12 protein-coding genes are annotated in these 14,909 nt (G+C 69.2%); 3 read left to right on the forward strand and 9 right to left on the reverse strand.

The window, feature by feature from the left end:
* Nucleotides 1–33: 33 nt before the first annotated feature.
* The 6 genes from AC25YV_RS00995 to AC25YV_RS01020 form a co-directional block, all read right to left on the reverse strand.
* Nucleotides 34–834 carry an HpcH/HpaI aldolase family protein gene (locus AC25YV_RS00995; RefSeq protein ID WP_488121960.1) on the reverse strand — a complete coding sequence of 267 codons (801 nt, stop codon included), beginning with the start codon at nt 832–834 and terminating at the stop codon, nt 34–36.
* On the reverse strand, nt 819–1,604 hold the full coding sequence (locus AC25YV_RS01000) for a 2-keto-4-pentenoate hydratase (RefSeq protein ID WP_488121961.1): 786 nt from the start codon (nt 1,602–1,604) through the stop codon (nt 819–821). The genes AC25YV_RS00995 and AC25YV_RS01000 overlap by 16 nt, the downstream gene beginning before the upstream one ends.
* Before the next feature lie 87 nt (nt 1,605–1,691).
* Nucleotides 1,692–2,858 carry a 3,4-dihydroxyphenylacetate 2,3-dioxygenase gene (gene hpaD / locus AC25YV_RS01005; protein ID WP_488121962.1) on the reverse strand — a complete coding sequence of 389 codons (1,167 nt, stop codon included), beginning with the start codon at nt 2,856–2,858 and terminating at the stop codon, nt 1,692–1,694.
* Nucleotides 2,859–2,899: 41 nt separating this feature from the next.
* Nucleotides 2,900–4,450, reverse strand: coding sequence for a 5-carboxymethyl-2-hydroxymuconate semialdehyde dehydrogenase (gene hpaE / locus AC25YV_RS01010; RefSeq protein ID WP_488121963.1), 1,551 nt, complete (start codon nt 4,448–4,450; stop codon nt 2,900–2,902).
* Between the two features lie 25 nt (nt 4,451–4,475).
* Nucleotides 4,476–5,201, reverse strand: coding sequence for a GntR family transcriptional regulator (locus AC25YV_RS01015; protein ID WP_488122286.1), 726 nt, complete (start codon nt 5,199–5,201; stop codon nt 4,476–4,478).
* Nucleotides 5,201–6,697 (reverse strand): fumarylacetoacetate hydrolase family protein, encoded by a 1,497-nt coding sequence (locus AC25YV_RS01020; RefSeq protein ID WP_488121964.1) that lies wholly within the window; start codon nt 6,695–6,697, stop codon nt 5,201–5,203. The genes AC25YV_RS01015 and AC25YV_RS01020 overlap by 1 nt, the downstream gene beginning before the upstream one ends.
* Before the next feature lie 107 nt (nt 6,698–6,804).
* Between AC25YV_RS01020 and AC25YV_RS01025 the strand changes: the two genes are divergently transcribed.
* Together AC25YV_RS01025 and AC25YV_RS01030 are read left to right on the forward strand one after the other, a co-directional pair.
* Complete coding sequence (locus AC25YV_RS01025; protein WP_488121965.1) at nt 6,805–8,193, forward strand: MFS transporter; 1,389 nt, start codon at nt 6,805–6,807, stop codon at nt 8,191–8,193.
* 35 nt (nt 8,194–8,228) lie between these two features.
* The gene (locus AC25YV_RS01030) at nt 8,229–10,103 is read left to right on the forward strand and encodes an FAD-dependent monooxygenase (RefSeq protein WP_488121966.1); all 1,875 of its coding nucleotides are present in this window, start codon (nt 8,229–8,231) and stop codon (nt 10,101–10,103) included.
* A gap of 70 nt (nt 10,104–10,173) precedes the next feature.
* Here the strand turns inward: AC25YV_RS01030 and paaK are convergent, their stop codons facing one another.
* Together paaK and AC25YV_RS01040 are read right to left on the reverse strand one after the other, a co-directional pair.
* Complete coding sequence (paaK, locus tag AC25YV_RS01035) at nt 10,174–11,478, reverse strand: phenylacetate--CoA ligase PaaK (protein WP_488121967.1); 1,305 nt, start codon at nt 11,476–11,478, stop codon at nt 10,174–10,176.
* Between the two features lie 65 nt (nt 11,479–11,543).
* On the reverse strand, nt 11,544–12,104 hold the full coding sequence (locus AC25YV_RS01040; protein WP_488121968.1) for a hypothetical protein: 561 nt from the start codon (nt 12,102–12,104) through the stop codon (nt 11,544–11,546).
* 106 nt (nt 12,105–12,210) lie between these two features.
* Here AC25YV_RS01040 and AC25YV_RS01045 point away from each other — a divergent pair, with 106 nt between their 5' ends.
* On the forward strand, nt 12,211–13,107 hold the full coding sequence (locus AC25YV_RS01045; protein WP_488121969.1) for a LysR family transcriptional regulator: 897 nt from the start codon (nt 12,211–12,213) through the stop codon (nt 13,105–13,107).
* Between the two features lie 4 nt (nt 13,108–13,111).
* Here the strand turns inward: AC25YV_RS01045 and AC25YV_RS01050 are convergent, their stop codons facing one another.
* Nucleotides 13,112–14,761: a thiamine pyrophosphate-binding protein gene (locus AC25YV_RS01050; protein WP_488121970.1), complete on the reverse strand. Its 1,650-nt coding sequence runs from the start codon at nt 14,759–14,761 to the stop codon at nt 13,112–13,114.
* Nucleotides 14,762–14,909 lie beyond the last annotated feature (148 nt).

Below are 14,909 nucleotides of genomic sequence, written 5' to 3' on the forward strand. Positions count from 1 at the left end.
GATACCGAACCGGGGGGTTCTGCGGTAGAGGCGTCAGTATGACGCGCGCTCGTCGTCGCCGCCCGTGCTCCACCGCGCGGCGAGAGCCTCGGAACCGCGCGCGAGCAGTGCCACATCGGCGCCGACGAGCACGAACGCCGCGCCCGCATCGAGGTAGGACTGAGCCGTGGCCGGGTCGAAGGCGTTGACGCCGACGGGCTTTCCGGCAGCGCTCACCGCGTCGAACGTCCGGTGCACGGCGGCGATGACGTCGGGGTGGGTCTGCTGCCCGAGCAGCCCCATGGATGCCGCGAGGTCGCTCGGTCCGACGAAGACGCCGTCGACCCCGTCGACCGCGGCGATCTCAGCGGCCGCGTCGACGCCGGCCGCCGTCTCGATCTGCACGAAGAGCGACACGTGTGCGTCGGCGTCCGCGAGGTAGTCGTCGACGCGGTTCCAGCGGGCCGACCGGGCCAGCGCCGACCCGACGCCGCGTCGCCCCCGCGGGGGATACCGCACCGCCTCGACGACGCTGCGGGCCTCGTCGGCCGAAGACACCATGGGCACGAGCAGATTCTGCGCGCCGAGGTCGAGCACCTGCTTGATCGTCACGACGTCGCCGATCGGCACGCGCACGAGCGGAGTCGCGGGATACGCCGACACGGCGTGCAGCTGCGCGAGAACGGACTCGAGCCCGTTCGGAGAGTGCTCCATGTCGATGAGCAGCCAGTCCAGGCCCGATCCCGCGCCGATCTCGGCGACCAACGGCGAGCCCGAGCAGATCCACATGCCGGCGAGCGGGCGATCGGCCGCGGCCAGCCGATCGCGGAAGGTCGGCGTCAGACGAAACGGCATTCGATGACTCCCATCGGCCCATAGTCGCAGCGCACCTCGTCGCCGCGCGAGACCCACATCGGCCGGGTGAACGACCCGGCGAGGATGATCTCGCCCGCCTCGAGCCGGGCGCCGTGCTGGTGGAACTTGTTCGCGAGCCACGCGACCCCCGTCGCGGGGTGATCGAGCACCCCGGCGGCGACGCCCGTCTCGATGATCTCGCCGTTACGGTACAGCAGGCCCGGCACCCAGCGCAGGTCGATCTCGTCGGGGCGCTTGTGCACATCACCGAGCACCATCGCGCCGTACGCGGCGTTGTCGGCGATCGTGTCGACGATCGTCCGTCCTTCCATCTCGATGTGCGAGTTCAGCACCTCGAGGGCGGGCACGGCGTAGTCGATCGCGGCGAGGGCGTCCTCGAGAGTGCAATCGGGGCCTTCCAGCGGCGCTTTCAGCACGAACGCCAGCTCGACCTCGATGCGGATGTTCGAGAAGTGGTCGGCCGGGATACCGGCGCCGGCGGCATACACGGTGTCGTCGAACATGACGCCGTAGTCCGGTTCGGTGATGCCGGTCGCGTCCTGCATCGCTTTGGACGTGAGGCCGATCTTGCGACCCACGAGTGTGCGGCCCGCCGCGAGGTTCTTGTCGCGCCACACTCCCTGGATCGCATAGGAGTCCTCGATCGTGGCGTCCGGGAAACGGGCCGTGATGCGCGGGATCACGCTGTGCGTGCGATCCGCTTCGGCGAGTTCATCCGCGATCCGGGCGATGGTTTCGGGGGGCAGCATCGTGCTTCTCCTCGGTCATTCGTTCGTGCGTGCGCGCGTGCAGGGAAGAGTGCGGGCGACGCGCACCGGCGCCGCCCGCACTGCAGGTCACAGCTGGTGACCGAGCTTGTACTCGCCCTGCTTGTACTCGGGCATCGAGTCCTCGCCCTCGTCGCGACGGGTGTACGAGAACCCGTCGGCGCCGATCGTGACGGCCATCTCGGACGAGTCCGTGCGGGCGGTGACCGGCTGCGGGTTGCCGTCGAGGTCGAGCACGAGGGATGCCTCGGTGTACCAGGACGGCACGACGGGGTTGCCCCACCAGTCGCGGCGCTGGTTGTCGTGCACGTCCCACGTGATGACCGGGTTGTCCGGGTCGCCTGTGTAGTAGTCCTGCGTGTAGATCTCGACGCGGTGGCCGTCGGGGTCACGCAGGTAGAGGTAGAAGGCGTTGGAGACGCCGTGACGGCCCGGGCCGCGCTCGATCGCGTCCGAACGGCGCAGAGCCCCGAGCTTGTCGCAGATCGCGAGGATGTTGTGCTTCTCATGGGTCGCGAAGGCGACGTGGTGCATACGCGGCCCGTCGCCCCCGGTCATCGCGGTGTCGTGGACGGTGGGCTTGCGGCGCATCCAGGCGGCGTAGACCGTTCCGGAATCGTCCTGGATGTCCTCCGTCACGCGGAACCCGAGGTCCTGCATGAACCCCACCGCGCGCGGCACGTCAGGGGTGACCTGGTTGAAGTGATCGAGGCGGACCAGTTCGCCCGGGGTGTGCAGGTCGTACCTCCAGGCCAAGCGCTCGACGTGCGTGACGTCGTGGAAGAACTCGTACGGGAAACCGAGCGGGTCCTCAACCCGCACCGAGTCGCCGATGCCCCGCGTGAAGCCGTCGGCGCGGCGCTCGACGCGGCATCCGAGCTCCTCGTAGAAGGCGACCGCCTTGTCGAGGTCTTCGGGCGCGCGCACTCGGTACGAGAAGACCGCGACGGCGGCGATGTCGCCCTTGCGCAGCACGAGGTTGTGGTGGATGAACTCCTCGGTCGAGCGCAGGTAGATCGCGTCGTCGTCCTCTTCAGTCACATACAGGCCGAGCACATCGACGTAGAAGGTGCGCGACGCGGCGAGGTCGGTCACGATCAGTTCCATGTACGCGCAGCGCAGGATGTCCGGCGCCGGGGAGGTGGGGGTCGGGACGGGATTGTCGGAGCGGATCGGCGCCTCCTGGCTCACGTAGAAGCCCGAGGAGGTCAGCGTCATGTCGTCACGGTGGGTCATGTCAGCTTCCTTGATTGTCGGTCGACGGTCGCGTCGGCGGGTCAGGACTCGGCGTCTTCGGACGCTTCGGTGATCTCGGCACGCGGCGCCTGCTTGCCGAACGTCGGGTTGTGCACCTTGCCGAGGGTGATGTGCACGGCCTGCTGGTCGGTGTAGAAGTCGATCGAGCGGTAGCCGCCCTCGTGTCCGAGACCCGAAGCCTTGACGCCGCCGAACGGTGTGCGCAGGTCCCGCACGTTGTTGGAGTTGAGCCAGACCATGCCGGCTTCGATGGCCTGCGCGAAGTTGTGTGCGCGCTTGAGGTCGTTCGTCCACACGTAGGCGGCGAGGCCGTACTTGACGCCGTTCGCGAGCTCGAGGGCTTCTTCGTCGGTGTCGAACGGGGTGATGGCGACGACGGGTCCGAAGATCTCCTCCTGGAAGATGCGGGCATCGGGTGCCACGTCGGCGAACACCGTCGGTGCCACGAAGTTGCCCGTGTCGAAACCCTCGGGGCGGCCACCGCCGGCGACGAGCCGGCCTTCGGACTTGCCGATCTCGATGTAGGACATCACCTTGTCGAAGTGCTCGGGGTGCACGAGGGCACCCACCTCGGTCTCGGGCTCGTGCGGGTAGCCCACGACGACGCGCTTCGCCTGCGCGGCGTAACGCGCGACGAACTCGTCGTACACCTCGCGCTGCACGAGGATGCGCGAACCGGCGGTGCAGCGCTCGCCGTTGAGCGAGAACACACCGAAGATCGTCGCGTCGATCGCGGCGTCGAGGTCGGCATCGGCGAAGACGACGGCGGGGGACTTGCCGCCGAGCTCCATGGACAGCCCCTTGAGGTAGGGCGCCGCGTTTCCGAAGATCAGCTGACCCGTGCTGCTTTCACCCGTGAACGAGATGAGGGGCACGCCGGGGTGCTTCACGAGAGCATCGCCGGCCTCTTCGCCGAGGCCGTTGACGAGGTTGAACACGCCCCGGGGCAGGCCGGCCTCCTCGAAGATGCCCGCCCACAGCGACGCCGACAGCGGCGTGAACTCCGCCGGCTTGAGCACGACGGTGTTGCCGGTCGCCAGAGCAGGGCCGAGCTTCCACGACTCGAGCATGAACGGCGTGTTCCAGGGCGTGATGAGCCCCGCGACACCGATCGGCTTGCGATTGACGTAGTTGATCTGCCGGCCCGGCACCTTGTAGGTGTCATCGGCCTGCGCGACGATCAGATCGGCGAAGAACCGGAAGTTCTCGGCCGCACGCCTCGCCTGGCCGAGGGCCTGCGTGATCGGCAGTCCCGAGTCGAACGACTCGAGCTCGGCGAGCCGCGTGTCGCGCGCCTCGACGAGATCGGCGACACGGTGCAGGATGCGCGATCGCTCGCGCGGCAGCATCCGGGGCCAGGGGCCTTCGCGGAACGCGCGGTCAGCAGCGGCGACGGCGCGCTCGATGTCGGCCTTCTTGCCCGAAGCGGCCCGTACGTAGACCTCGTTCGAGACGGGGTCGATCACGTCGAACGTGTCGCCGTCGATCGAGTCGACGAACTCTCCGTCGATGTAGTGCTGGATTCGGTCGGGCAGGTCAGCGGGGACGTATCGGCTGGCGGTGTCGGTCATGGGATTGCTCCTTCGCGGGAGGGGGTCAGAGTGTCGGGATCCCGAGGCTCTCATCGGGGTGCTCGTGGGTCATGTAGGCATCGAGGGTCGCCGAGCGGTGGCGGCGCGCGGCCTTCTCGATCTCGCCGAGCGGTGCGCCCGTCTCGATGAGGTGCAGGATGTTCTCGTGCTCGCGGACGGATTCGGCCGCACGGCCGGGCACGAAGCTGAACGTCGAGTCGCGCAGGTTTCCGAGGCGGGCCCACTCGCCCTGCACGAGCTCGGTCATCCGCGGATTGGGGCACGTCGAGAACAGGACGCTGTGGAACTCCTGGTTCAGCCGTGTGAAGGCGCGCGGGTCGAACTGGTCCAGCGTCTCGATCATGAGCTCGTTGATCGACCGGGCCCGTCGGATGTCGTCGGTCTGCAGGCCGCGCGCGGACAAGGCGGTCGCGGCGCCCTCGAGGATCGACAGGGCCTGCATGCTGTACCGGTACTGCGAGTCGTCCACCATCGACACGCGTGCGCCGACGTTGCGCTCGAACATCACGAGGCCCTCGGCCTCGAGGCGACGGATCGCTTCTCGCACGGGCACGACACTCATGTCGAGTTCGTGCGCGATCGTGCCGAGCACCAGGCGGTAGCCGGGCGTGAACTCCTGGCTTTCGATCCGCTCCTTGACCCACCAGTAGGCGCGCTGGGACTTGCTCGGCAGCGCCGTGCCCGCCGCAGCGTCGTCTTCCGCCGCCGATTCCTGCGGCTGCCGGAGCATCACGAGGGGTTCACCTCGGCGTCGAATCGTGCCCGCCATTCCGCGTTCATCGGGAAGAGTCCGTCGATGGGGTTCCCTTCGGCGACACGGGCGGCGATCCACGCATCCTCGTCCTCCTGGGCGAGAGCCGCGTCGGCGACCTCTTCGGCCAGGGCGGGCGGGATCACGATGACCCCGTCGGCGTCGCCCACGATGACATCGCCCGGCTGCACGGTCGTGCCACCGCATCCGATCGTGATGTCGTGGTCCCACGGCACGTGCTTGCGGCCGAGGACGGCGGGGTGTGCGCCGGCGGTGTAGACGGGGATGCCCACCGCGGTGACGGCGTCGACATCGCGCACGCCGCCGTCGGTCACGATGCCGGCCGCCCGTTGGGCGTGGGCGCGGATCGCGAGGATGTCGCCGAGCGTTCCCGATCCGCTCTCTCCGCGGGCCTCGATGACGATGACCTCGCCGTCTCGGACGGCGTCGAACGTGCGCTTCTGCGCGTTGTAGCCGCCGCCGTGACTCTTGAAGAGGTCTTCGCGGCTCGGGACGAACCGCAGGGTCTTCGCCGTGCCGACGATCTTGGCCGCGGGGTGCAGAGGGTGCACGCCGTCGATCGTGACGTTGTTGAGGCCGCGTTTGCGCAGCTGCTGCGACAGGCCCGCGACCGGCACCCGCTCGAGCTTGGCGCGCAGCCCGGGCGAAAGCGTGGGGGCATCAGCGGGCGGGAGCCCGGCCGCTTGGCGCGAGCCCCAGGCTTCGGCACGCTGCGTGTCGTCGACGGCCGGCAGCGAGCCGACCTCGGCATCGAACGGCACGTCGCCCGCCGTGACGGTCGTGACGAGGCGACCGGTCGTGAGACCGGCAGCGGGTGCATCGACCTCGACCTCGACGACGTCACCGGGCCCGATGACGGTCGACCCGGCGGGCGTTCCCGTCAGGATCACATCGCCGGTCTCGAGCGTGAAGTGCTGCGACAGGTCGGCGACGAGCTGAGTGAGGGGGAAGATCATCCCGGCGCTCGTGTCGTCCTGCGCGAGCTCACCATTGACCCATGCGCGCACGCGGAGGGCGTCGGGGGCGACAGCGCGCGCATCGATCCGGCCGGGGCCGATCGGCGTGAACCCGTCGCCGCCCTTCGAGCGGACGTTCGAGCCCTTGTCGTTCGCGCGCAGGTCGTAGAGTCCGAGGTCGTTGGCGGCCGTCACGAACGCGACGTGGTCCCAGGCGTCGGCGATCGACACGCGCCGCGCCGGGGCGCCGATGACGAGGGCGATCTCGGCTTCGAAGGCGAGCAGTTCCGTCCCGGCGGGCCGCTCCACCGTGCCGCCGGTCGCGGCGACCGAGCTGGAGGGTTTGAAGAAGTAGGAGGGGTGCGCGGGGCGCCGGCCGCGCTGATCCGCGCGTGAGGCGTAGCTGAGGTGGATGGCGATGATCTTGCCCGGGCGGACGGGCAACGCGGCGAAGCGGGGATCGTCGTTCCCGGTTCCGAGTGCGATGTTGTCAGTCATGAGCTCCCTCGCTCTTGCGTCGTATCCGAAATCGTATATGATCCTTCGGAACGGGGCAAGCGAACACCTTTGCCCGACATCGACGTCACATTTCGGGAGCATCGACGATGAGCACACCACAGCAGGGCCGATCCGGGGGCCTCACTCCCACCGGCACCATCGCCTCACACAAAGACCGTCGACGCGTCGTCTTCGCGACCGTCGTCGGCACGACCGTGGAGTGGTACGACTTCTTCGTCTACGCCTCTGCCGCCGGTCTCGTCTTCGGTCAGCTCTTCTTCGAAGGCCTGGGCGTCAACAGCCTGCTGATCTCGTTCGCGACGGTCGGCGTGAGCTTCCTGTTCCGCCCGCTCGGCGCGTTCCTCGCGGGGCACTTCGGCGACAAGTACGGCCGCAAGTTCGTGCTGATGGTGACCCTCATCCTCATGGGTGCGGCGACGACCCTGATCGGTGTCCTTCCGACGTACGAGACGATCGGCGTCGCGGCCCCGATCCTGCTCATCCTGCTGCGCATCGTGCAGGGCATCTCGGCCGGCGGAGAATGGGGCGGTGCCGTCCTGATGGCGGTCGAGCACGCACCCCGCACCCGCCGCGGCGTCTTCGGCGCGGCGCCGCAGATCGGCGTGCCGCTCGGGCTGCTGCTGGCCTCGGGCATCATGGCGCTCATGGCGATCATCGCGCCCGGCGATGCATTCCTCGAGTGGGGATGGCGCATTCCGTTCCTGCTGAGCATCGTGCTGATCCTGATCGGCTACTACGTGCGTCGCAAGGTCGAGGAGAGCCCGGTGTTCACCGAGCTCGCCGCGCGGAAAGAGAAGGCGCAGATGCCGATCGTGCAGCTGTTCAAGCGCCACCTGCTGCTCGTGATCATCGCCGCGCTCGTCTTCGCGGGCAACAACGCGGTGGGCTACATGACGACCGGCGGCTACATCCAGGGCTACGCGACGAACCCCGAGGGTCCGCTCCAGCTCGAGCGCGGTCCCGTGCTGTGGGCTGTCACCGGCTCGGCCGTGACGTGGCTGGCCTCGACGCTGTTCGCCGGATGGATCGCCGACAGGATCGGTCGTCGCACGACGTACCTCATCGGCTGGGTCCTGCAGCTGGGCGGCGTGTTCGCGCTGTTCCCGCTCGTGAACACCGGAAACGTCGGACTGCTCTTCGCGGGCCTGGCGATCCTGACGATCGGCCTGGGCTTCACGTACGGGCCGCAGGCGGCTCTCTACACCGAGCTCTTCCCCGCGAGTATCCGCTTCTCGGGTGTGTCGATCTCGTACGCGATCGGCGCGATCGCCGGTGGCGCCTTTGCCCCGATGATCGCCCAGTGGCTCGTGCAGACGACCGGCACGACGGACTCGGTCACCTGGTACCTGGCCGGCATGACGGTCGTCGGCCTCATCGCGACGCTGCTGCTGCGCGACCGCTCCGGGATTCCGCTCGGACCCGACCACGAGGCCGAGCAGTCGGTCAGCCCGATCTACGGACTGTCCAAGGCGTGAGCCGAACCATAGCCTGACGACAGCGAGGAGGACTCATGCAGTTCCATCACCACGGTTACGTCTCGAAGGATCCGCGCGTCCAGCCGGCCGCCGGGATCGGCCTCCACCGACCCGCGGACCTGCCCGACGAGATGGATGTGCTGATCGTCGGGTCCGGCCCGGCGGGCATGCTGCTGGCAGCGCAGATGTCGCAGTTCCCCGACGTCGCGACGCGCATCATCGAGCGCCGCGAGGGGCGACTGCCGCTCGGTCAGGCCGACGGCATCCAGCCGCGCAGCGTCGAGACGTTCCAGGCGTTCGGCTTCGCCGAGCGGATCATCGCCGAGGCGTACAACATCGGCTACATGAACTTCTGGAACGCCGACCCCGAGAACCCGAAGAACATCATCCGCACGTCGCGGACCGAGGACTACGCGTACGACATCAGCGAGTTCCCGCACCTCATCGTCAACCAGGCGCGGGTGCTGGACTACTTCGCCGAAGCGGCGGCGAACGGCCCGGGGCGCATCGTGCCCGACTACGGGGTCGAGTTCCTCGGGCTCACGGTGCACGACGAGGGGGAGTACCCCGTCGAGGTGCGGGTGAAGTACGTCGGGGGCGACCGTGCAGGGCAGGAGCGCACGGTCCGCGCGAAGTACGTCGTCGGCAGCGACGGTGCACGAAGCGGAGTGCGCGAGGCGATCGGGCGCAAGCACACCGGCAGCGCGGCGCTGCACGCGTGGGGCGTCATGGACGTGCTCGTGAACACCGACTTCCCGGATTGGCGCACGAAGTGCGCGATCAACTCGGCCGCGGGCAATATCCTCCACATCCCGCGCGAGGGCGGCTACCTGAGCCGCATCTACGTCGACCTCGGTGAGGTCGCCGAAGATGACAACCACCGCGTGCGCAAGACGCCCGTCGAAGAGGTCATCCGCCGGGCGAACGACATCCTGCACCCCTACACGCTCGACGTGAAAGAGGTCGCGTGGTCGAGCGTCTACGAGGTCGGACACCGCGTCACCGACAAGTTCGACGACGTCGAGGTGGGCTCTGACCGGGCGCCACGGGTCTTCCTCACGGGCGACGCGTGCCACACGCACAGCGCGAAGGCCGGCCAGGGCATGAACGTGTCGATGCAGGACGGATTCAATCTCGGCTGGAAGCTCGGTTCGGTGCTCACGGGGCGCAGCGGCGTCGACCTGCTGTCGACCTACTCGGCCGAGCGTCAGCCCGTCGCCCAGCAGCTCATCGACTTCGACCGGGAGTGGTCAGCGCTCATGGCGCGCAAGCCCGAGGAGATCTCCGATCCGCAGGACTTGGCGACCCACTACCTCGCGACCGCGGAGTTCCCGTCCGGCTTCATGACGCAGTACGAAGAGTCCTCGATCGTAGGGGATGCCACGCACCAGGCGCTCGCGACGGGATTCCCGCTCGGCAAGCGCTTCGCATCGGCTCCTGTGACGCTCGCGTGCGACGGCAACGCCGTGCACCTGGGGCACCACGCGACCGCCGATGGTCGCTGGCGCGTGTATGCCTTCGCGGATGCCGCGGGCACGGCCCTCGCCGAATGGGGTGAGTGGATGGCCACCGCCGAGGACTCGCCCGTGCGTCGTCACACGCCTCAGGGTGCCGACATCGACGCGGTCTTCGACGTCAAGGCGATCTACCAGCAGTCCTACGACGAGGTCGACCTCTTGGGCGCGCCCGACATCTTCCGCCCGCAGTCCGGCCCGCTCGCGCTGACCGACTGGGAGAAGGTCTTCGCCGCCGGCCCCGCTCGCTGGAACACCGTCGACATCTTCGCCGAGCGCGGTCTGTCGCGTGACGGCGTCGTGGTCGTGGTGCGCCCCGATCAGTACGTCGCGGCGGTCCTGCCGCTGACGGCGACGGCGGAGCTCGCCGCCTTCTTCGACCGCTCGATGTCCTGACCACCCGTCGCTTCGCCGCCCGTTCCTGCGTGGGAGGGGCGGCGAAGCGCGGCGGGTGAGCTTTCGGGGGTCAGCGGCGGTCGTACACGCGCTGGTATTTGCCCTCGCTGCGCGGCAGCGCGCCGGGCTCTTCCAGCTGGACGGCCACGCGTGACCCGATGTGGATCTTGATGCGCTCCGCGAGCACGTCCGTCGCCGCTTCGCAGACGGCCCGTTCCAGATGCGGTGGGCGCTCGATGCGCACCGTCATGGCGTCGAGTCGGCCTGCCCGCGTCAGCTCGATGATGAAGTGCGGCGTGAGCGTCTCGATGCCGAGCACGAGCTCCTCGATCTGCGTCGGGAAGATGTTGACGCCGCGCAGGATGATCATGTCGTCATTGCGCCCGGTGATCTTCTCCATCCGGCGCATCCCCGGGCGTGCCGTCCCGGGAAGCAGGCGCGTGAGGTCGCGCGTCCGGTAGCGCAACACGGGAAAGGCCTCTTTCGTGAGGGAGGTGAAGACGAGCTCACCTCGTTCACCGTCGGCCAGCGGCTCGCCGTCCGGGTCGATGATCTCGGGGATGAAGTGGTCCTCCCACAGGTGCGGGCCGTCCTTCGTCTCGACGCATTCGTTGCCGACGCCCGGACCCATGACTTCGCTCAGTCCGTAGATGTCGACCGCGTCGAGGTCGAGCCGGCGTTCGAGTTCGACACGCATCTCGTTCGTCCAGGGCTCGGCGCCGAGGATCGCCACGGTAAGGCTCGTTCTGCGCGGGTCGATCCCGGCCGCCTCCATCGCGTCGGCGATCGCGAGCAGATAGCTCGGCGTGCACATGATCGCGTCGGGCTCGAAGTCGCGGATGAGCTGCACCTGCCGCGCGGTCTGGCCGCCCGACATCGGGATGACCGTCGCGCCGAGCCGCTCGATGCCGGCGTGCGCACCGAGACCGCCCGTGAACAGCCCGTACCCGTACGCGTTGTGCACCTTCATCCCTGCCCGCACCCCGCTCGCTCGCAGCGAGCGGGCCACGAGTGCGGCCCAGTTGTCCAGATCCCCCTGGGTGTATCCGACGACCGTGGGCCGTCCCGTGGTTCCCGAGGAGGCATGGATGCGCCGCACATCCGCCATCGGGACGGCGAACATGCCGAAGGGGTAGGTCTGCCGCAGATCCTCCTTCGTCGTGAAGGGGAGCAGCGCGAGGTCGCCGAGCGAGCGGATGTCGTCGGGGTGCACCCCCGCCTCGTCGAGCTTGAGGGTGTAGAGGGGGACGTTCGCGTACGCGTGGCGCACGGTCTGCTGCAGCCGCGACAACTGCAGCGCCTCGATCTCGTCCCGTGACATCCGCTCCTCGGGGTCGAGGTCGTCGCCTCGGGTCTCAGGCGCTGTTGTCGGCATCGGGTTCCGTTTCTCGAGAAGGGAGCCGGCGGACCCGGATCATGCCCGGGTCCGCCGGCTCGGGGTCATCCGCCCAGCGGGTACTTGTCGATGATTCCGGCCAGCAGCTCTGCGGCGCGGGCACCCGTGATGACCTCGTCAGGGGATACCGGCGTGACGACCTTGGACTCGGTGTCCTCGGAGACGTGCTCGCCGATCATGAGCTGATTCTCGTCGTACATCCAGGCAAACGCGAGCGTGCGCCGCACGAGGTACCAGCTGTCGGCGTCGTACTCCGAGCTCGCGGCCGACTCGTCGCCGGCCGAGGCGAACACATTGTCGCCGAGCAGCCTGCCCGGCACGAACTGGCTGAACTCCGCTTCTCCCGCGAAGCCCCACTCGGCGACGGCCATGTTCTGCCGGCCGGTCCACATGACGAGCATGTCCATGTCGGCGAGCATCGCGTAGAAGTCGCGCACCTGCTGCATCCCGTCCAGGATGATGCCCGCACCGCCCTCGAAGATGCGGTACTTCGGGTGGCGGACGGTCATGTTCTCGGCGAGCAGCTCGTCGTAACGGCCCGATACCTCCAGCATCCCGTGACGGCGGTAGTTGATCAGGATGCGGCGGCGGGCGGGGATCGTCATCGGTGATGAGCGCGTCGATGTCATCCATCTGATGGACGAACTCGTACTCGTACGAGGTGCGCGGCTCGGCGGCGGGTGGGGTCGTGATCGTCATGTGGAGGCTGCGATGACGGAGTTTCTGAACCTCAATCTCGTGCACTCGCTTGCCGTGCTGATCGAGGAAGGCGCGTTCACGCGCGCCGCGGAACGACTGCACATCACGCCACCCGCGATGACGCAGCAGATCCAGCGGCTCGAGAGCGCCGTCGGTATGGTTCTCGTCGAGCGCGGCACAAAGCCCGTGCGGCTCACGGCGGCGGGGGAGCGCTTCATGGAGCATGCCTCCGTCTCGCTCCCGCACGCTCGCCTCGCGATGGGCGAGACGGTGGATCCCGAGCTGCGCATCGGCTTCATCAACGGCTACCCCGCAGGACCTGACACGGGGTTCCTCGGGACGTATCGCCGGTCGCGCCCGGACACCCGCATCCGACTCGTGCAGGTCGGGTGGGGCGAGCAAGTGAGTCGCCTGCTCGCGGGCGATGTCGACGCCTCGCTCGCGCGTCCGCCCTACGCCGGCACGGACGGACTGGACATGATCCCCGTGCACGTCGAGCCGCGCGTCGTGGGTGTTCCGGTCGACTCAGCGCTGGCGCACCTCGTCGAGGTCACCCTCGCCGATCTCGACGGCCACTCGATGATCGGCGCCGCCGGCACGGCGCGGGAATGGACGCGGTTCTGGGTCGTCGATCCGCGACCGAGCGGCGCGCCGGTTCGTTACGGCACCTGGGCCGAGACGATGGAGGAGGCGCTCAACCAGGTGGCCTTCGAGGGGCACCTGCTGATGACCGCCGCGTCCGTGGCGTCTCGGCTCCAGCATCCGGGGGTCGTGTACCGGCCGGTCGCCGACGCGGGCGAGTGCCACGTCTACCTCTGCACGCGGCGCACCGACTCCCGCTCGGCCATCCGCGATCTGCGCCGCGCCGCGGCGGCCACCGCTGTCTCACACGGGGCTCCGCCCGCGTAGGCGGTCAGGAGTTCACGCGGATGATCTCCTGCTGGTAGGGCGCGACGACCGAGCCCGAGATGCGGACATCCAGCAGCAGGTGGGGGCGAGTGGCGGGGTCTTCTCGGGTCCACGCGGCGAGGCGGTCGAGATCCGCGAGCTCGCGCACGATGACGCCCTCGGCGCCGACGGCGCGTGCGAGTCCGGCGAAGTCGACATCGGGGATCATCATGGGACCCGTTGCGACGCCCTTGAGGCCGTACAGATTCACCTCGGCGCCGTACGCGCCGTCGTTCCACACGACCGTGAGGCCGCGCCCGCCCGCGACGCGCACGGCCGACTCGAGGTCGGCGAGCGCCATCAGCCCGCCGCCGTCTCCTGTCGTGAGCACGATGGTCGCTTCGGGCCTGGCCAGCGCCGCCCCGGGAACCGAGGGGAATCCGAGCCCGATCGACTGGTAGGCCGTGCCGACCATCATCATGCGGTCGGGCGAGGCGACGGGCCAGTACATGTTGGCCCACCCGATGAAGTGCCCGCCGTCCGAGACGACGACACGATCCTCGGGCAGCAGGTCGCCGATGCGGGCCGCGACGCTGCGCGGGTCGAGACGGCCGTCGGCTGCGACGCCCTCGCCCGGCTCCTGCGTGCGCACCGCGGCGATGTCGACCGCCTCGCGCCACCCCGACGATGTCGCACCGAGCGCGGCCAGCTCGATGTTGAGTGCTTCGGCGACGACGCGGGCGTCGCCGCGGATGTAGCCGCCGACATGCGGATGCGTCGCGGTGGGTGCGACGTCGACCTGGACGACGCGCGTGGCGGGCGAGAAGAGCTCGCCGAAGCGCATCGTGAACTGGTTGAGCGAGGCCCCGAAGACGACGGCGACGTCGGCGTCGCGGACGAGTTCCATGGCTGCTTCGGCGCCGAAGCCACCCGTCACGCCCAGGTCGAACTCCGTGAGGGGGAACACTCCGCGCCCGAGTGCCGTGCCCGCCGTGATCGCGCCCGTGGCATCGGCGAGCACGCCGAGAGCGTCACTTGCCCCGGAGACCCACGCCCCGCGGCCCGCGAGCAGGAAGGGGCGTCGCGCTCCGGCCAGGGTGCGGGCGAGTTCGATGACGCTCTCGCGCCCGAACGGGCTCGGCTGCAGGGGGCCGGGCAGGCGCGGGGCGAGGGTCTCGGGCACGGGCCCCGCCTCGAGCGTCGCGACGTCGTAGGGGATCGCGAGCACGGTGGGCACGCGGTAGGTGAGGGCGTGCTCGATCGCGATGAGGGTTGTCGCCGCGGCATCCGCCCGGCCGACCGTGTAGGTGCGCGCACCGACCGCCGACGCGAGGGCGATCTGGTCGACGTCCCACGGGCGCGGGCCCGACGTCGGCTCGTCGCCGGCCACGAGCACGAGCGGCACGTGCGCCTGCACCGCCTCGGCGAGCGCGGTCAGCGTGTTGGTGAATCCCGCGCCGTACGTCGCGGTCGCGGCGGCGAGGCGCCCCGACGCGCGATGGAATGCGTCGGCGGCGACGACGGCGCCCGCTTCGTGCCGGACGGCGGTGTACCCGGCGGGGGTGTCGCGCACGAGGGCGTCGAGGAACCAGGCGTTGCCGTTGCCCATGACACCGAAGACGTGATCGATGTGGCGGGCGAGGGTCACGGCGACGTGGGCGGAGACGGTGGGCATGAGAACTCCCGAGAACAGGGACGACGAAGCAAGGCCGTATGTGTCTCGCGCGCCCAGACCCCTGTCGGGGCGGCTGCGTGCCCATTTTTCGAGCACCGGGCGGCAGCAGCCGCCGGACGGTTCGAGTATAGGTCTCGCCCCCCGGTCG

Source organism: Microbacterium sp. Y832 (assembly GCF_057669765.1).

Coding starts and splice junctions, on each gene's coding strand:
- AC25YV_RS00995 (WP_488121960.1), bottom strand. CDS start 834: ATGCCGTTTCGTCTGACGCCGACCTTCCGCGATCGGCTGGCCGCGGCC.
- AC25YV_RS01000 (WP_488121961.1), bottom strand. CDS start 1,604: ATGCTGCCCCCCGAAACCATCGCCCGGATCGCGGATGAACTCGCCGAA.
- hpaD (WP_488121962.1), bottom strand. CDS start 2,858: ATGACCCACCGTGACGACATGACGCTGACCTCCTCGGGCTTCTACGTG.
- hpaE (WP_488121963.1), bottom strand. CDS start 4,450: ATGACCGACACCGCCAGCCGATACGTCCCCGCTGACCTGCCCGACCGA.
- AC25YV_RS01015 (WP_488122286.1), bottom strand. CDS start 5,201: ATGCTCCGGCAGCCGCAGGAATCGGCGGCGGAAGACGACGCTGCGGCG.
- AC25YV_RS01020 (WP_488121964.1), bottom strand. CDS start 6,697: ATGACTGACAACATCGCACTCGGAACCGGGAACGACGATCCCCGCTTC.
- AC25YV_RS01025 (WP_488121965.1), top strand. CDS start 6,805: ATGAGCACACCACAGCAGGGCCGATCCGGGGGCCTCACTCCCACCGGC.
- AC25YV_RS01030 (WP_488121966.1), top strand. CDS start 8,229: ATGCAGTTCCATCACCACGGTTACGTCTCGAAGGATCCGCGCGTCCAG.
- paaK (WP_488121967.1), bottom strand. CDS start 11,478: ATGCCGACAACAGCGCCTGAGACCCGAGGCGACGACCTCGACCCCGAG.
- AC25YV_RS01040 (WP_488121968.1), bottom strand. CDS start 12,104: ATGACGATCCCCGCCCGCCGCCGCATCCTGATCAACTACCGCCGTCAC.
- AC25YV_RS01045 (WP_488121969.1), top strand. CDS start 12,211: ATGACGGAGTTTCTGAACCTCAATCTCGTGCACTCGCTTGCCGTGCTG.
- AC25YV_RS01050 (WP_488121970.1), bottom strand. CDS start 14,761: ATGCCCACCGTCTCCGCCCACGTCGCCGTGACCCTCGCCCGCCACATC.